Source organism: Betaproteobacteria bacterium (genome assembly GCA_016720855.1).
In the GTDB taxonomy this organism is placed as follows: domain Bacteria; phylum Pseudomonadota; class Gammaproteobacteria; order Burkholderiales; family Usitatibacteraceae; genus FEB-7.
This window is the reverse complement of sequence record JADKJU010000003.1, coordinates 1-15,686: the sequence shown is the minus strand read 5'-3', so window position 1 is coordinate 15,686 and position 15,686 is coordinate 1. Positions and strand designations below refer to the sequence as shown.

The following is a 15,686-nucleotide window of genomic DNA, read 5'->3' as shown; positions in this document are numbered from 1 at the left end:
TCAGGGAACGAGACCGCACCCGCAAGACCAGCACAGCTCGAAGGCGGGCGGGTTCTCCTCGCCGCAGGCGGGGCACTTCCGCGAAGGTCCCGCGGCCGCGCGACGGAACTCCTCGATGGCCTCGCGCGCCCATGCCTCCTGGCGCGGATCCTCCAGCCACAGTTGTGGCGCCGCCGCGTCCACCGGCAGTTCGCCGAGGGCGCCCGAGGCATTGGCATTCAGGATGCGCACGCGAATGCCGCGCTGGGCGAGCCAGCCGGCGAGGATGTGGGCCTCGGGAAGGTTGGAGGCGTTGCAGAGGCGCTTCAATACACCCGGCGCACGAGCTGGGCCTCGTGCAGCATCGTGGTGGCGATCTCCTCGATGGACTTGGTCGTCGAGTCCAGGAATCGGATGTCGGCCTGGCGCATGAGCTTCTCGGCGGCGGACACCTCGTAGCGGCAGTTGTCGAGGGCGGCGTAGCGCGAGTCCGGGCGGCGTTCCTTGCGGATCTGGTGCAGGCGGTCGGGCTGGATGGTGAGGCCCCAGACCTTGTGCTTGATCGGAACGAGCGAGGGCGGCAGGCGGTTGGCCTCGAGGTCCTCGGGGATCAGCGGGTAGTTGGCCGCCTTGATGCCGAACTGCATCGCCATGTAGAGCGAGGTGGGGGTCTTGCCGCTGCGGGAGACCCCGACCAGCACCAGGTCCGCCTCCTCCAGCCCGCGGTGGGTGACGCCGTCGTCGTGGGAGAGCGTGTAGTTGATCGCCTCGATGCGGTGGTTGTAGTCCTTGGCGTTGCCGGCGCTGTGGCTCTTGCCCACCGCGTGCATCGACTTCTGCCCGAGCTCGGCCTCCAGCGGGACGATGAACTTGCCGAAGAAGTCCAGCACGAGGCCTTCCGCCTTGTCGATCTCGGCGCGCACGGCATCGTTCACGAGCGAGCTGAAGATGAGGGGGCGCTTGCCGGAATCGCGGTGGGCCGCGTTGATCTGGGCGACGGCCTCGCGAGCCTTGTCCGCCGAGTCGATGAACGGCAGGGTCACGCGAACGAAGTCGATGCCGTCGAACTGGGAGATGAGGGAGGAGCCGAGAGCCTCGACGGTGAGGCCGGTGCGGTCGGAGACGAAGAAGACGCGGCGGCGGTGGGACATGGAAGGGTTCCGGGTTCGTGGGGGCCCCGCGCTACGCACGGGATGTTTCGAAGGGTCCGAGACAGGAGTTTGATGCAGCGCAGCAACGGCCGCAAGCCTCCGATATAATTGCAAATACCGGGCGGCCCGTCACCCGAACCCCTGCGAGCGAGCATGGCACCAGCCTACGTACTCCCCCTCGAAACGCTGCGCATGACCGACGTGGGGTCGGTCGGCGGCAAGAACGCCTCCCTGGGCGAACTGATCAGCCAGCTCTCCGCGGCAGGTGTGAGGGTTCCGGGAGGCTTCGCGACCACGGCGCAGGCCTTCGTCGATTTCCTCGCCGCGAATGGCCTTAAGGCGAAGATCGACCAGGCCCTCGCGACGCTCAACGTGGAGGACGTGGGCACCCTTGCCAGGACGGGTGCCGAGATCCGCGACTGGGTCGCCTCGGCGCCTTTCCAGCCCGAGCTGGAGCGCCAGATCCGCGAGGCGTATGCGAAGATCGCCGGCGGCACGGAGACGAGCTTCGCCGTGCGCTCCTCCGCCACCGCCGAGGACCTGCCCGACGCCTCCTTCGCGGGCCAGCAGGAGACCTTTCTCAACATCCGAGGCATCGACAACGTGCTCGATGCCGTGAAGCAGGTCTTCGCCTCGCTCTACAACGACCGCGCCATCGCCTACCGGGTGCACAAGGGCTTCGCGCACGCCGACGTGGCGCTCTCCGCGGGCGTGCAGCGCATGGTGCGCTCGGACACTGGCGCGGCCGGCGTGGTGTTCACGCTCGACACCGAGTCTGGATTTCGCGACGTGGTCTTCGTGACCTCGAGCTACGGCCTGGGCGAGATGGTGGTGCAGGGCGCGGTGAACCCCGACGAGTTCTACGTCTCCAAGCCCTGCCTGGCGGCGGGCAGGCCCGCGATCCTTCGACGCACGATCGGCGGGAAGGCCATCAAGATGGTCTTCACCAGCGAGTCGAAGGCCCACAAGTCCGTCGTGCAGCGCGACGTCGAGCCCACCGACCGCGATCGCTTCTCGCTGACGGATGCCGACGTCGAGCAGCTCGCGCGCTACGCGGTGGCGATCGAGAACCACTACGGCCGCCCGATGGACATCGAATGGGGCAAGGACGGGAGCGACAACCAGATCTACATCCTGCAGGCCCGCCCGGAGACGGTGAAGAGCCAGGAGACGCGCAAGAACCACCTCACGCGCTACCGGCTCGGCAAGCGCGGCGAGGTGCTTGCCTCCGGCCGCGCCATCGGCTCGAAGATCGGGCAGGGACGCGTGCGCGTCGTCAAGGACGTGGCCGAGATCGCCCGCGTGCAGGATGGCGACGTGCTCGTGACCGACATGACCGACCCGAACTGGGAGCCGGTGATGAAGCGCGCCTCCGCCATCGTCACCAACCGGGGCGGGCGCACCTGCCACGCCGCCATCATCGCCCGCGAGCTGGGCGTGCCGGCGGTGGTGGGCTGCGAGAACGCAACCCGCGTGCTGCGCGACGGCGACGAGGTCACCGTGTCCTGCGCCGAGGGCGACACCGGATTCGTCTATGAAGGCAAGCTCGCCTTCGAGGTGGTGGAAGTCTTCCTCGACCGCATGCCGAAGATCCCGGTGAAGCTCGCGATGAACGTGGGCAACCCGCAGCTCGCCTTCGATTTCTGCCTGCTCCCCAACGACGGCGTGGGACTGGCGAGGCTGGAATTCATCATCTCCAACACCATCGGCATCCATCCCAAGGCCTGCCTCGAGTACGACGGGTTGGCCGCGGACCTCAAGGCCCAGGTGACGCGCCAGTCGCGAGGCTACGAGAACCCGACGCGCTTCTACGTCGAGAAGATCGTCGAGGGGGTGGCCACCATCGCCGCGGCCTTCTGGCCGAAGAAGGTGATCGTGCGCCTCTCGGACTTCAAGTCGAACGAGTACCGCAATCTCATCGGCGGCGCGCAGTACGAGCCGCACGAGGAGAACCCGATGATCGGCTTCCGCGGGGCCTCGCGCTACGTCGCTCGCTCCTTCCGCGACTGCTTCAGGCTCGAGTGCGAGGCGATGCGCAAGGTGCGCGACGCGATGGGGCTCACCAACGTCGAGATCATGATCCCCTTCGTGAGGACGCTGAAGGAAGCCGAGCAGGTGCACGCGATCCTCAAGGACAACGGCCTGGAGCGCGGCAGGAACGGGCTCAAGGTGGTGATGATGTGCGAGATCCCGTCGAACGCGATCCTCGCCGACGAGTTCCTGAAGCACTTCGACGGCTTCTCCATCGGCTCGAACGACATGACGCAGCTCACGCTTGCCCTCGACCGCGACTCGGGGCTGGTCATGGATTCCTTCGACGAGCGCGACCCGGCGGTGAAGCGCATGCTCTCGCTGGCGATCCAGGCGTGCCGCCGGCAGGGCAAGTACGTGGGCATCTGCGGGCAGGGCCCCAGCGACTATCCCGACCTCGCCGAATGGCTGATGGGGGAGGGGATCGAGTCGATGTCGCTCAACCCGGACACCGTCGTCGAGACCTGGCTGCACCTGGCGAAGGCCGCTGACAAGGTCGCCACCGGCGCTCCATGACCGCGTGGCGCTTCGCGCGCCTCGACGAGCTCACGGCGCGCGAGGTCCACGACATCCTGCAGGCGCGCACGGAAGTCTTCGTGGTCGAGCAGGCCTGCGTGTTCCAGGACATGGACGGCGTCGATCCCGGTTGCTGGCACCTCTTTTCCCACGTGGACGGCGCGCTCGCCACCTACTGCCGGATCGTCCCGGCCGGGATCAAGTTCGCCGAGCCTTCCATCGGGCGCGTGATCACCACGCAGGCCGTGCGCGGCACCGGACTGGGCCGGGCGCTCATGGTCGAGGCCATCGCGCGCGCGAAGGCGTTGTGGCCCGGGAGGCCGGTCCGCATCGGCGCACAGCAGCGGCTGGAGCGCTTTTACCAGTCGCTCGGTTTCGTGACAGACTCCGAGCCCTATGACGAGGATGGCATCCCGCACATCGAGATGCTGCTCCGGGGAGACATCGAATGACGCTGAGAATCTACGGCATCGCCGCCTCGCGGGCCATCCGCGTCCTCTGGATCGCGCAGGAACTGGGGCTGCCCCATGAGCACGTGCCTATCCACTACCGCGACGATCCGGACGGCCCGCTCGGCAAGAACAACCCGGAGTTTCGCCTCGCCAATCCCCTGGGCCGCGTCCCCGCGATCGACGACGACGGGTTCACGCTCTGGGAGTCGATGGCGATCAACCTGTACCTCGCGCGCAAGCACGACATGGGACTCTGGCCTTCGACGATCGAGGGTGAGGGACTCGCGTTCCAGTGGTCCTTCTTCGCGGTGACGGAGATCGACCCGCTCATGGTGGAATGGGCCTCGCATTCGTTCGTCCTGCCCGAGGACCAGCGCGATCCCGCGCGGGCCGCGGCCGCGCTGGAAAAAGTGGCCAGGCCCCTCGCCGTTATCGAGGCCGCCCTGGCGGGCAAGTCGTACCTCGCGGGCGCCACTTTCACGGTGGCCGACCTTAACCTGGCCGCGGCGATGTTCCGCGCACGGCGCATGGACCACGCGGCGCGCCCGAACCTCGCGCGCTGGCTGGCAGACTGCTATTCGCGCCCGGCTGCCCGGAAGGCCTGGGCGCTGCGCGGCGAATGATCCGCATTTCCTCGGAGGAACGGTAAATGGGCCAGGCATTGGCGGGCAAGTCCGCGGTGATCACGGGATCGACCAGCGGCATCGGGCTGGGCATCGCGCGGGCCTTCGCGGCCGAAGGGGCGAACGTGATGCTGAACGGCCTGGGAGAGGCCGCGGCGATCGAGGCCACGCGATCCGGCCTCGAGAAGGAGTCCGGCGTGAAGGTCCGCTACCACGGCGCCGACATGATGAAGCCGGCCGAGATCGCGGACCTCATCCGGGCGGCCGAGAAGGAGTTCGGCGCCGTCGATATCCTGGTGAACAACGCCGGCATCCAGCACGTCTCGCCGGTGGACGAGTTCCCGATCGAGAAATGGGATGCGATCATCGCGATCAACCTGTCGTCGGCCTTCCACGCCACGCGGGCGGCGCTCCCGGGCATGAAGAAGCGCGGCTGGGGACGCGTGATCAACGTGGCCTCGATCCACGGGCTGGTGGCCTCGCCCTACAAGAGCGCCTACGTGGCCGCCAAGCACGGGGTCGTGGGTTTCACGAAGACCGTGGCGCTCGAGGTGGCGGAGCTGGGCATCACGGTAAATGCGATCTGCCCGGGCTACGTCTGGACGCCCATCGTCGAGAAGCAGCTCGAAGACCAGGTCCGCGTCCATGCAATCCCGAAGGAGAAGGTCATCGCGGACATCATGCTGGCCCCGCAGCCCACGAAGAAGTTCATCAAGATCGAGGAGGTGGCGCGGGTCGCGCTCAATCTCGCCGACGAGTCGGCCGCGCAGGTCAACGGAACGGCGATGGTCATCGACGGCGGCTGGACAGCGCGCTAGCCCCGTGACCGGACGCCGCAAGGCCGCTCAAGCAGCCGGACCCGGCACCCCGCCCTCCGGCAGGATCCTCGTCACGGGCTTCGAGCCCTTCGGCGGCGAGGACGCCAATCCCTCGTGGGAGATCTGCGGGCGGCTTCCGGTGGCCATCGGGCGCGCGCGCCTGCACACGCTTCGCGTGCCGACGGTGTTCCGCAGCGCCATAGAGGTGACGGCGCAGGCGATCGAGGAGCTGGAGCCCTCGATCGTCATCCTCCTGGGGCAGGCAGGAGGCCGGGCGTGCCTGTCCATCGAGCGGGTCGCCATCAACGTGGACGACGCGCGCATCGCCGACAATGCCGGCAGGCAGCCGGTGGACGAGCCGGTCGCCCCCACCGGGCCGGCCGCCTATTTCGCCACGGTTCCCATCAAGGCGATGCTGGCAGCGGTTCGTGACGCAGGCGTCCCGGCAGAAGTCTCCAACAGCGCCGGCACCTTCGTGTGCAACCACCTGCTTTACGGGGTCCTGCACTACCTCGCCGCCAGCGGACGGAAGGCGGCAGCGGGCTTCATCCACGTGCCGTGGCTCGATAGCCAGGCGGTTGCCCGGCCGGGCGAGCCGTCGATGGCCCTCGCGACAATGGTGCGCGGGGTGGAAGCCGCGATCGCCAGCGCGCTCGACACCGCCATCGATGTGAAAATTGGCGCCGGCAAGCTTGACTGAGTTGCGTGGCCGGAAAGCGAGCCGCTGGTGAACATCCCGGGGGAGCGAGCCGACTGCAGGCGATAATGGCGACCATGACCGACCAGCCCCTGTGGACCCCTACGCCGGAACGCATCGCGGCCTCGAACATGGCTGCCTTCATGAAGTTCGTGAATGGCCGCCACCGCACCGCGATCACCGACTACGCTGCGTTGCACCGCTTTTCCGTGGACCGGATGGAGGATTTCTGGGTCGCGGTCTGGGACTTCGGCGGCGTGCTCGCGCACACCCGCGGGGAAACCGTCATCGCCGACAAGGCGAAGATGCCCGGGGCGCGGTTCTTCCCGCAGGCGCAGCTCAACTTCGCGCAGAACCTGCTGCGCCACGAGGGCCCGGGCGATGCCATCGTGTTTTGGGGCGAGGATCGCGTGCGCGGCCGCCTCACCCGCGACGAACTTCGCGGCGAAGTCTCGCGGATGCAGCAGGCGCTGGCCGCGGCCGGCGTGAAGACTGGCGACCGGGTCGCTGCGTTCATGCCGAACATGCCCGAGACGGTCGTCGCGATGCTGGGCGCGGCGAGCCTGGGCGCGACCTTCACGTCGTGCTCGCCGGACTTCGGGGTGCAGGGCGTGGTGGACCGCTTCGGGCAGGTCGAGCCGAAGGTCCTGTTCTGCTGCGACGGCTATTTCTACAACGGCAAGGTGAACGAGTCGCTTGCGCGCATCGCCGAGATCGTGGCGCAGCTGCCAACCGTCGAGAGGGTTGTCGTCGTTCCCTACGCGTCGGAGAAGCCCGACATCGCGGCGGTGCCCCGTGCGGTGCCACTGGCGAAATTCCTCGCGCCCTTCAAGCCCGCGCCCCTGGAGTTCGCGCGGCTGCCCTTCAACCACCCGCTCTACATCCTTTACTCCAGCGGTACGACCGGCGTGCCCAAGTGCATCGTGCACGGCGCGGGCGGCGTGCTCCTCATGCACCTGAAGGAGCACTTGCTGCACTGTGACGTGAAACCGGGCGACCGGCTGTTCTACTTCACGACCTGCGGCTGGATGATGTGGAACTGGCTCGTCTCGGGGCTCGCCGCCGGCGCGACGCTCCTGCTCTACGACGGCTCCCCGTTCCTCGGCAAGGGAAGCATCCTCTTCGATTATGCCGCGGCCGAGGAAATGACCCACTTCGGCACCTCGGCCAAGTTCATCGACGCGCTGGCCAAGGCGGGGCTCGAACCCGCGAGGACGCACCGGCTGGAAGCGCTGCGCACGATGCTCTCGACCGGCTCCCCGCTCGCGCCGGAGGCCTTCGACTACGTCTATGCGAACGTGAAGAAGGACCTGTGCCTGTCCTCGATCAGCGGCGGCACGGACCTCGTGGCCTGCTTCGCGGGCGGCGCGCCGATCCTGCCGGTGTGGCGCGGAGAGCTGCAGTGCCCGATGCTCGGCATGAAGGTCGAGGTGTGGAGCGATGACGGAAGATCGCTCGCGGGCGAGAAGGGCGAGCTGGTCTGCACGGCGCCTTTCCCGACGATGCCGCTGGGCTTCTGGCACGACCCCGACGGGAGGAAATACCACGCCGCCTACTACGAGAAGTACGAGAACGTATGGCGTCACGGGGACTGGACGGAGGTTACGCCGCACGGCGGCATGGTGATCTACGGCCGCTCGGACGCCGTGCTCAATCCCGGCGGCGTGCGCATCGGCACGGCGGAGATCTACCGGCAGGTCGAGCGCCTGGACGAGGTGGTGGAGTCGATCGTCATCGGCCAGGACTGGCAGGGCGACGTGCGCGTGGTGCTTTTCGTGAAGCTGCGCGACGGGGTCGCGCTCGACGACGCCCTCGTGAAACGGATCAAGGACACGATCCGCAACAACACCACTCCGCGGCACGTGCCGGCAGTCGTGGTGCGGGTGACGGACATCCCGCGCACCAAGTCGAACAAGATCGTGGAGCTCGCGGTGCGATCCATGGTGCACGGGCAGCCGGTGAAGAACCTGGACGCACTCGCAAACCCCGAGGCCCTGGAGCAATTCCGCAACCGGCCCGAACTGGCCCCCTAGGACCGCGCGGGCGTCAAGCCCGCGACATCGCCTCCATGCCCATGCGCGAATTCGAGGGCTGGGCGAGGCGGCCTTCCACCAGCCTGGCGAGGAACCCGGGATCGTAGACGGCCAGCAGGTGCGGCTGCCAGTTCTCGAGGTAGTAGGCGATCTGCTCTTCGAGGGTTTCCATCGGCACCAGCAGGCGCCAGGTCGCCTCGTCCCACCGGAAGCGCAGCCCGAGATCCCAGAATGCCGCGTTCAGCGCGTCGGTGGCGGTGAATCCGGTGCGGGTCGGTTCATTCATGTTCATGGCCTGCCTCCACGAGGAATGAAACCAAGGTACTCGCCGAAGCAATTAAACGACAGTAAAATGATCTTCATAGTTTATTAAGTGATCGTTTAACCATGAGGAACGCCACACTTCGCCAGCTGCGCGTCTTCGCCTGCGCCGCCCGGCACCTGTCGCTCACGCGCGCGGCGGAGGAGCTGCATCTTTCGCCTCCGGCGGTCTCGATCCAGGTGAAGCAGCTCGAGAGCCACGCCGGGGCCGCACTGTTCGAGCGGCTCGGCCGGCGCATCCGCCTCACGCCGGAAGGCGAGGAGGTGTTGCTGCACGCGCGCGAGATCCTCGACCATATCCGCGGCGCCGAGGAGGCGATCGCGGAACTCGACTCGCTCGCCCGGGGGCTCCTCGACGTGGCGGTCATCAACGCGGGCGACCACTTCTTTCCGTGGATCGTGGCCGCATTCCGGCAGCAGCGCCCCGGCATCCGCGTGCGCCTGACGGTGCAAAATCGCCATGAACTGCTCGCGCGCCTGGCTGCCCGCGAGATCGACCTCGCGGTCATGAGCGATCCGCCCGTGGAGCCGGGCCACGTCTGCACGCCGTTCGCCCCGCATCCGCACGTGATCGCGGCGGCCCCCGCGCACCCGATGGCCGGCAAGCGCCGCGTCCCGCTCGCCCGCATCGCCGCGGAGCCCCTCCTTGCCCGGGAACCGGGCTCGGCCACGCGACTGGCCATGGACCAGGCCTTCGCGCAGGCCGGGATCGTGCCGCGAATCGAAATGGAGATCGCCAGCAACGAAACCATCAAGCAGGCCGCCGCCGCGGGCCTCGGGGTAGGATTCCTGTCGGCGCACGCATTGCGCCAGGAGCTCGCACTGCGTAGCCTCGTCATCCTGGACGTGGAGGGTTTTCCGGTGATGCGGCAGTGGTTCGTGGTGCGGCGGAAAGACCGGCGTCTTCCGGCAATCGCGCAGGCCTTCGAGCGCTTCGTGCTCGAGCAGGGCGAGGCGATCATCGGCCGGGATGCCGTCAGGCCCACGCGGGGGAGGAAGGCGCGATGAGCGGCCGCTCCCCCATCTTCTACATCCTCGTATCGGTAGCGACCTCGATCGTCACCATGGCGCTGAAGGCCGGCGCCTACTTTCTCACCGGATCCGTCGGCTTGCTCTCGGATGCGCTCGAATCCGGCGTCAACCTCGCCGCCGCGCTGGTGGCGCTGGTGACGCTGTCCTACGCGCATTCCGGGGAAGACGACGACCACAATTTCGGCCACGAGAAGGCGGAGTACTTCTCGAGCGGCATCGAGGGCTCGCTCATTTTCGTCGCCGCCGGGGCCATTGTCTGGAGCGCCGTCCCGCGCCTCATCGCGCCACAGCCGCTCGAGCAGGTGGGCCTGGGCCTCGTGCTCTCGGTGTTCGCGGCCGGAGCCAACCTCCTGTGCGGCTGGTTGCTGCTCAAGGGTGCCCGCGAGCACCGCTCGATCACGTTGGAGGCGGACGCCCACCACCTGCTCACGGACGTGTGGACCACCGCAGGGGTGATCGCGGCCGTTGGCGTGGTGCACTACACCGGGTGGCTGCTGCTCGACCCCCTGATTGCCATCGCCGTCGCGCTGCAGATCCTCTGGACGGGGTGGTCGCTGATCCGGCGATCCTTCGACGGCCTGATGGATCGCGCCATTCCCGCCGACGAGCGCGACCGTATCGTGGCCGTGCTCGAACAGGTGAAGGCGATCGGCGGGGACTACCACCGCCTGCGCACGCGCGCGGCGGGCAAGAAAAGCTTCGTCGACGTGCACATCCTCGTTCCCGGCTCCATGACCGTGCACGACGGCCACGACCTCGCTCACCGCCTCGAGCAGGAAATCGAGACGGCCATGCCGCACGTCGAGGTGCTCACGCACCTCGAATCCCTCGAGGACCCGCGCAGTTGGGACTATCCCGCCGAGCCCGCGCCGCCGCCCTAGCGCGCAGGCAACCGACCGTGCCTCTCGACGCCGACGAAATCTGCAGTCTGGCTGCCTCCCTCGCCCGGATGGGGCCCTCGCCGCGGGAGAGGTGCCGGAGTTCACTCCCTCGCGGGCGGCGTCTCTCGCTCATCGTGCGCGTCGACTCCACGCGCGGCACCTCTTTGCATCAAGCGCGCGCTGGCGAGGCCCGGGTCGCTGCAATTTGGACCGCGCCGCTGCTGAGCGCAATGGCGCCGAGGTCGCCTGATGCAGGTCGCCGCAGGCGTGGTGCCCGGGATCGTGCCGCAAATCCTGGGGAGGATAGCGAAGCCTGGACTTTCGCCATGGCCTACCTCGAACCCGCCGACTATCCCGTCTGGAAATCGCAGCTGCTCGCGGGCCGTGCCGAGCGGGAAACGGCTGCTGCGGTGGCCGGCGCGCTGGTCCGCGTCCACCACGCGACCGCGCGCGACGAACGGTGCGCTGCCGCTTTCGCGAACGACGCGAACTTCCTCGCCCTTCGGCTGGATCCCTATTTCGGCGCGGCGGCCGACGCGAACGCCGACTGCGCGCGCGATCCTGCGCGAGCTCATCGAGTCGACGGCAGGCACCCGGCTCGCGCTGGTCCACGGGGACGTGAGTCCGAAGAACATCCTGGTGGGGCAACGCGGACCGGTGCTGCTGGATGCCGAGTGCGCGTGGTACGGCGATCCGGCGTTCGACGTCGCGTTCTGCCTCAACCACCTGCTGCCTGTGCGCCGTCCGGCCCCAGGCGGCGCCAGCCTACCTGGCGTGCTTCGACGCGTTTTGCGCGACCTACCTCGACGGCGTCCATTGGGAGCCGCTGTGCATCTGGAGTCGCGCGCCTGTCGCCTCCTCGCGGCGATGCTGCTCGCCCGAGTGGACGGCAAGTCGCCCGTGGAATATCTCACCGAGGAGGCTGCGCGCTCGCGCGTGCGCAACTTCGCGCGGTCGCTTCTTCTTGGCGGCTCGACGAGCCTTGCCGAGATTCGTCACCGATGGAGCCGGGAGCACGCCCCATGAACACGACCATAGCCCGCGTGGAAGGCCGCCGCATCTGGGATTCCCGCGGCAGGCCCACCGTCGAAGTCGAGGTGTTCCTGGCGGGAGGCGCGCGGGGACGCGGCATCGCGCCGGCGGGAGCCTCCCGCGGAAGCCATGAGGCGATCGACCTGAGGGACGGCGGTGCGCTTCTGGGCGGGTTCGACGTCGGCAGGGCGGTGGCGAACGTGAACGGCCCGATCGCCTCCGCGCTCGTGGGTCGCGAGGGCGCGAACCAGGCGGAGGTGGACGAAACGCTGATTGCGCTTGACGGCACCGCGCAGAAATCGCGACTGGGCGGCAACGCCGTCATCGCCACGTCGATGGCTGTCCTGCACGCGGCCGCGGCCGCTCGCGGGCTGCCGCTGTGGCGGCATGTCGCTGGCGAAGCGCCGGTCACGCTGCCCCTGCCGGAGGTCCAGATCTTCGGCGGCGGTGCCCATGCCGGCCGGCGCGTCGACATCCAGGACTTCCTGGTGATGCCGGTGGGGGCGCGCAGCTTCGACGAGGCGATGGTCATGGTGGCCGAGGTGTACCGCGCGGCGGGGGAACTCATGCAAGCGGCGGGGCGGCGCTGCGGCGTGGCCGACGAGGGCGGGTGGTGGCCGGACTTCCGGGCCAACGACGAGGCGCTCGACATGCTCGCCCGGGCGATCGGGAAGGCGGGCTTCGGCCCATGACGACGTGGTGATGTCGCTCGACATCGCGGCCTCCGAGTTCGGCTCGAACGGGCGTTACCGCCTGGGTCTGGAGGATCGGGAATTCGATGGCGGCGAATGGCTGAAATGCTGCTCGGCTGGACGAGGAGCTACCCGATCGCCTCGGTCGAGGATCCCGTCGCGGAGGATGACCCTGAGGGCATGCGAGCCTTCACCGCCGCCGTCGGGGATTCGATCCAGGTGATCGGCGACGATTTCCTCGTCACCAGCGCGGAGCGCATCGCGCAGGCCGCGGCGCAGGGGCAGTGCAACGCGGCATTGCTCAAGCCCAACCAGGCCGGAACGATCACCGAGACGGTGGCCGCCCTCGCGGCCGCCCGGAAGGCAGGGTGGGCAACCGTCGTTTCGGCGCGGTCCGGCGAGACGGAGGACGTTACCATCGCACACCTCGCGGTGGGCTGGGGCGCAGGCCAGCTGAAGGTCGGGTCGTTCGCCCGTTCCGAGCGCATGGCGAAGTGGAACGAGTGCCTGCGCATCGAGGCCGAGCTCGGCAGCGAGGCGCGATTCGCGGGACGCGCCGCCCTGCGGGCCCGGTGACCTCGCGGGCCGGCAGGCGGGTGCCCGGCGCGTGACCCGCCTGCGCCCTTGCCCTCAAGGGGACCAGGCGAAGTCGGTGTCCAGGGGAAAGACCGGGCGCGGCACGTCACGATAGGGCACGCGCGACAGCACCGGCGTGGTGAGGCCGGGGACGTCCACTTCCACGATGCGTTCGTCGGAAAACAGCAGGTCGAAGGCGGCGCGGAAGTGGCGCGCGACTTGACGATCACCGAGCGGGCGGCCGCGATGTCCAGGCCGAACACCTCGAACATCGCCGTGTCCTGCACTGCTGGCGCACGCTCACGACCACGACGCGGGATGCCGCCCATGCGCAACAGGGCCATTTTCCCCAGCACGATCGTGTCCCGCAGCGATGCCGCGCCGGCCCACCACGTTGCCGTCGTGCAACCCCTTTCGACCACCGCGTCGGCTTCGAACGTCCCCGACAGCGGGTGGGTCTCGCCGCGATTGAACCGGGCACGCAAGCCGCGCCCTTGCCGAGCGCGTGCGCCTGGCTGCCAGCGCCGGGTCGAAGAAGATGCCCAGGAGCGCGCCCTGACGCCGGCCTGGTGAAACGCCCGCAGGATCCAGACCGTGGTGTTGCCGCGCCCGCCGCCGCCCGGGTTGTCGGCCACGTCGGCGAAAAATGAGGAAGGGCTTCGCCGCGTCGCGCCTGGAATCGAGCGCCATCTGCGTGGCATCGGCGAGATTCGTGAGGTGCGGCACATAGCGATTGCGTTCGGCCCAGCACTTGCGCGCGATGTCCTTCGCGAGGGCCCCGGCGAGCGTGGCGTCCCCGCGCGTGGTGACGGTGACGCTCATGCCGTTCTTCGGCGTGTCTCCCAGGAGAAGCCGCTCACGACCGAGACGCTCATCACCCGGGCGTCGATCTTCGACTGGCCGTACGCGATGATGTCGGCATACGGGCCGCTTGGTGTTCTGGGGGTGACCGAAGGCGGAATCATCGGCAGTTTCACGAAGGCGGCAGCCGGCTTCGCGCCGGCGAGGATTTCGCGCATGAGGCGGGCGCATCTCCGCGCCGCGCTCGGCCGCGTCCACGTGCGGGTTGGTGCGGTAGGCCACCAGCACGCTGGCGTTGGCCACCATCCGGCGCGAGACGTTGGCATGCAGGTCGAGGGTCGCAAGGACCGGGATGCCGGGGCCGACGAGCTGCCGCACGCGCTCGGAGGATCACGCCGTCGGGTCCACCTGGCCGGTGGCGATGGCCGCCCCGTGCAGCGAGAGGAACACGCCGTCGACGGCAACGCGGCATCGAGCCGGGAGACGATGCCGTCGGCCACCTCGAGGAAGAAGGCGTGGTCGATGGGGCCAGTTCGCCCTGACGGTCGCCCCCATCAGGGGAACGGGCGTCCAGTCGCCCGAGGCGTCCATGGCGTCGACGAAGATCCCGACAGGGTCAACGGTCCGATCGGGTGGGACTGCGCAGGTCGGTCAGCATGTCGCCGCCGCCGAGGCACAGGTAGTTGGCGGCGAACTCTCTGCGCGTGGCGACGGGCGAATGGGAGTTGACTCGAGCATGAACGCGCCGATGGCAATGCGGGGGATGGCAGGAAGTGGAGACAGGATTGACAATGGCCTCGGTTACACTGTCCCGGCAGGCATCGACGCCACCGCAAGCCGTCGCCAAACCGTCCCCATTTTCGCCGCTTTTTCGCCCCGAGGTACCGCCATGCTCGGCCGCCTTTCTCTTCCTCGCCGCCTGCTGCCCTCCTCCTTCCCGCCGCTTCGCCCAGAATCTCGTCCTGGCACCAAGTCGAGCTCAACACGCTCGACCCGCTCTTCGCCGCCTTCCCCACGGTTTCTTCGTCGCACGAGTACCTCTACGACAAGCTGGTCCTCGACAGCAAGCTGAAGGTGACGCCTTCCCTGGCGCAGTCGTGGAAGCTCATCGACGACCTCACCTGGGGAATTCCGGCCCGGAAGGGTGTCACGTTCCACGACGGGTCGCCCTTCACGGCGGACGACGTCCCGTTCACGATCGACGTGCCCAACGTCCTCAATTCACCGAACTCGTTCTCCTGCCCACGCGCGGCATCGAGACGGGTGACGAAAGTGGACGACCACACGGTCGATCCGCACCAGGCGCCCAGCCCGCAGCAGCCGCCCAACGATCTTTCCAACGTCTTCATCGTCTCGGCGAAGGCGGCGAAAGCGGCCACCACCGCCGACTTCAACTCGCGCAAGGCGGCTATCGGGACCGGCCCCACCGGCTGGTCGAATGGGTGAACGGAACGGCTTCCGTGGTCGAGCGCAACGATCGCCACCGGGGGCGCCAGGCCGCACTGGGCAAGGGTCACCGAGACCGTTATCGCCAAGGACCCGACGCGGCTCGCGGCGGCTGCTGTCCGGCCAGGTGGACGCGATCGACGCGGTGCCGATCCCGGATCTCGACCGCCTGCGCGAGTGCAGCGTAAGTTCGCCCTCTATCGCGGAGAGCCGCGGCGCTGGTGCACTACGTGGTGCCTCGACTCGGCCCGCGAGGTCTCCCCTCAGACCGCGAAGGACGGCAAGGCACGTTCGGCGCGAACCCCTCGGGCGACCCGCGCGTAGGAAGGGCCCCGTCGCTCGCCATCAACCGGGACCCGATCGTGAAGTGGATCATGGAGGGCAGCGCGATTCCGGCGAGCCAGTTGCTCGATGCGGAATTTCCCCGGCGCCAGCAAGACGCTCAAGCCCGACCTGCACGACCTGCCCAGGGCGCAGGCGCTTCTGAGGGAGGCGTACGGCCTGTGGCCCTCCATCGTCCTGCACTCCACCAGCGAGCGCTACCCCAACGACAGCTCGGCGGCGCAGGCCATCGCGCAGATGTGGACGCGCGCCGGGCTCAAGGC

The 15,686-nt window shown here is 68.4% G+C and carries 15 protein-coding genes and 1 pseudogene; 12 read left to right on the top strand and 4 right to left on the bottom strand.

Annotation, left to right across the window (positions count from 1 at the left end; translation table 11 throughout):
- Both IPP91_13655 and IPP91_13650 read right to left on the bottom strand, forming a co-directional pair.
- Positions 1 to 309, bottom strand: a complete 309-nt coding sequence (locus IPP91_13655) for a DUF2007 domain-containing protein (protein MBL0143109.1) — start codon at positions 307 to 309, stop codon at positions 1 to 3.
- Positions 306 to 1,130, bottom strand: coding sequence for a kinase/pyrophosphorylase (locus IPP91_13650; protein ID MBL0143108.1), 825 nt, complete (start codon positions 1,128 to 1,130; stop codon positions 306 to 308). The genes IPP91_13655 and IPP91_13650 overlap by 4 nt, the downstream gene beginning before the upstream one ends.
- Before the next feature lie 153 nt (positions 1,131 to 1,283).
- On the opposite strand from IPP91_13650, the gene ppsA reads away from it, so the two are divergent.
- From ppsA to IPP91_13620, 6 genes are all read left to right on the top strand, one after another.
- Positions 1,284 to 3,677, top strand: a complete 2,394-nt coding sequence (ppsA, locus tag IPP91_13645; GenBank protein MBL0143107.1) for a phosphoenolpyruvate synthase — start codon at positions 1,284 to 1,286, stop codon at positions 3,675 to 3,677.
- A complete protein-coding gene (locus tag IPP91_13640) occupies positions 3,674 to 4,129 on the top strand; it encodes a GNAT family N-acetyltransferase (protein MBL0143106.1) in 456 nt (151 codons plus the stop codon). The genes ppsA and IPP91_13640 overlap by 4 nt, the downstream gene beginning before the upstream one ends.
- Entirely contained in the window at positions 4,126 to 4,752 is a 627-nt protein-coding gene (locus tag IPP91_13635) for a glutathione S-transferase family protein (protein ID MBL0143105.1), read from the top strand. Before IPP91_13640 ends, IPP91_13635 begins: the two co-directional genes overlap by 4 nt.
- Before the next feature lie 26 nt (positions 4,753 to 4,778).
- A complete protein-coding gene (locus IPP91_13630; protein ID MBL0143104.1) occupies positions 4,779 to 5,570 on the top strand; it encodes a 3-hydroxybutyrate dehydrogenase in 792 nt (263 codons plus the stop codon).
- 64 nt (positions 5,571 to 5,634) lie between these two features.
- Positions 5,635 to 6,270, top strand: coding sequence for a pyroglutamyl-peptidase I (gene pcp / locus IPP91_13625; GenBank protein ID MBL0143103.1), 636 nt, complete (start codon positions 5,635 to 5,637; stop codon positions 6,268 to 6,270).
- 74 nt (positions 6,271 to 6,344) lie between these two features.
- Entirely contained in the window at positions 6,345 to 8,300 is a 1,956-nt protein-coding gene (locus IPP91_13620) for an acetoacetate--CoA ligase (protein ID MBL0143102.1), read from the top strand.
- Positions 8,301 to 8,313: 13 nt separating this feature from the next.
- On the opposite strand, the gene IPP91_13615 is transcribed toward IPP91_13620, so the two are convergent.
- Positions 8,314 to 8,586, bottom strand: coding sequence for a hypothetical protein (locus tag IPP91_13615; GenBank protein MBL0143101.1), 273 nt, complete (start codon positions 8,584 to 8,586; stop codon positions 8,314 to 8,316).
- 101 nt (positions 8,587 to 8,687) lie between these two features.
- Between IPP91_13615 and IPP91_13610 the strand changes: the two genes are divergently transcribed.
- The 4 genes and pseudogenes from IPP91_13610 (at position 8,688) to eno (ending at position 12,834) form a co-directional block, all read left to right on the top strand.
- Positions 8,688 to 9,629: a LysR family transcriptional regulator gene (locus tag IPP91_13610; GenBank protein ID MBL0143100.1), complete on the top strand. Its 942-nt coding sequence runs from the start codon at positions 8,688 to 8,690 to the stop codon at positions 9,627 to 9,629.
- Entirely contained in the window at positions 9,626 to 10,534 is a 909-nt protein-coding gene (locus tag IPP91_13605) for a cation transporter (GenBank protein MBL0143099.1), read from the top strand. The genes IPP91_13610 and IPP91_13605 overlap by 4 nt, the downstream gene beginning before the upstream one ends.
- Positions 10,535 to 10,918: 384 nt before the next feature.
- Positions 10,919 to 11,560, top strand: coding sequence for a phosphotransferase (locus IPP91_13600; protein ID MBL0143098.1), 642 nt, complete (start codon positions 10,919 to 10,921; stop codon positions 11,558 to 11,560).
- A pseudogene (gene eno, locus IPP91_13595) lies at positions 11,557 to 12,834 on the top strand (phosphopyruvate hydratase). Before IPP91_13600 ends, eno begins: the two are co-directional and overlap by 4 nt.
- 300 nt (positions 12,835 to 13,134) lie before the next feature.
- Here eno and IPP91_13590 read toward each other — a convergent pair.
- The gene (locus tag IPP91_13590; GenBank protein ID MBL0143097.1) at positions 13,135 to 14,013 is read right to left on the bottom strand and encodes a M81 family metallopeptidase; all 879 of its coding nucleotides are present in this window, start codon (positions 14,011 to 14,013) and stop codon (positions 13,135 to 13,137) included.
- Positions 14,014 to 14,709: 696 nt separating this feature from the next.
- Here IPP91_13590 and IPP91_13585 point away from each other — a divergent pair.
- Both IPP91_13585 and IPP91_13580 read left to right on the top strand, forming a co-directional pair.
- On the top strand, positions 14,710 to 15,081 hold the full coding sequence (locus tag IPP91_13585; protein ID MBL0143096.1) for a hypothetical protein: 372 nt from the start codon (positions 14,710 to 14,712) through the stop codon (positions 15,079 to 15,081).
- A gap of 411 nt (positions 15,082 to 15,492) precedes the next feature.
- Positions 15,493 to 15,686, top strand: a 194-nt coding sequence (locus IPP91_13580) for an ABC transporter substrate-binding protein (GenBank protein MBL0143095.1), incomplete at its 3' end; no start/stop codon positions are given.

Coding starts and splice junctions, on each gene's coding strand:
- IPP91_13650 (MBL0143108.1), bottom strand. CDS start 1,130: ATGTCCCACCGCCGCCGCGTCTTCTTCGTCTCCGACCGCACCGGCCTC.
- IPP91_13610 (MBL0143100.1), top strand. CDS start 8,688: ATGAGGAACGCCACACTTCGCCAGCTGCGCGTCTTCGCCTGCGCCGCC.
- IPP91_13640 (MBL0143106.1), top strand. CDS start 3,674: ATGACCGCGTGGCGCTTCGCGCGCCTCGACGAGCTCACGGCGCGCGAG.
- ppsA (MBL0143107.1), top strand. CDS start 1,284: ATGGCACCAGCCTACGTACTCCCCCTCGAAACGCTGCGCATGACCGAC.
- IPP91_13630 (MBL0143104.1), top strand. CDS start 4,779: ATGGGCCAGGCATTGGCGGGCAAGTCCGCGGTGATCACGGGATCGACC.
- IPP91_13635 (MBL0143105.1), top strand. CDS start 4,126: ATGACGCTGAGAATCTACGGCATCGCCGCCTCGCGGGCCATCCGCGTC.
- IPP91_13605 (MBL0143099.1), top strand. CDS start 9,626: ATGAGCGGCCGCTCCCCCATCTTCTACATCCTCGTATCGGTAGCGACC.
- IPP91_13620 (MBL0143102.1), top strand. CDS start 6,345: ATGACCGACCAGCCCCTGTGGACCCCTACGCCGGAACGCATCGCGGCC.
- IPP91_13615 (MBL0143101.1), bottom strand. CDS start 8,586: ATGAATGAACCGACCCGCACCGGATTCACCGCCACCGACGCGCTGAAC.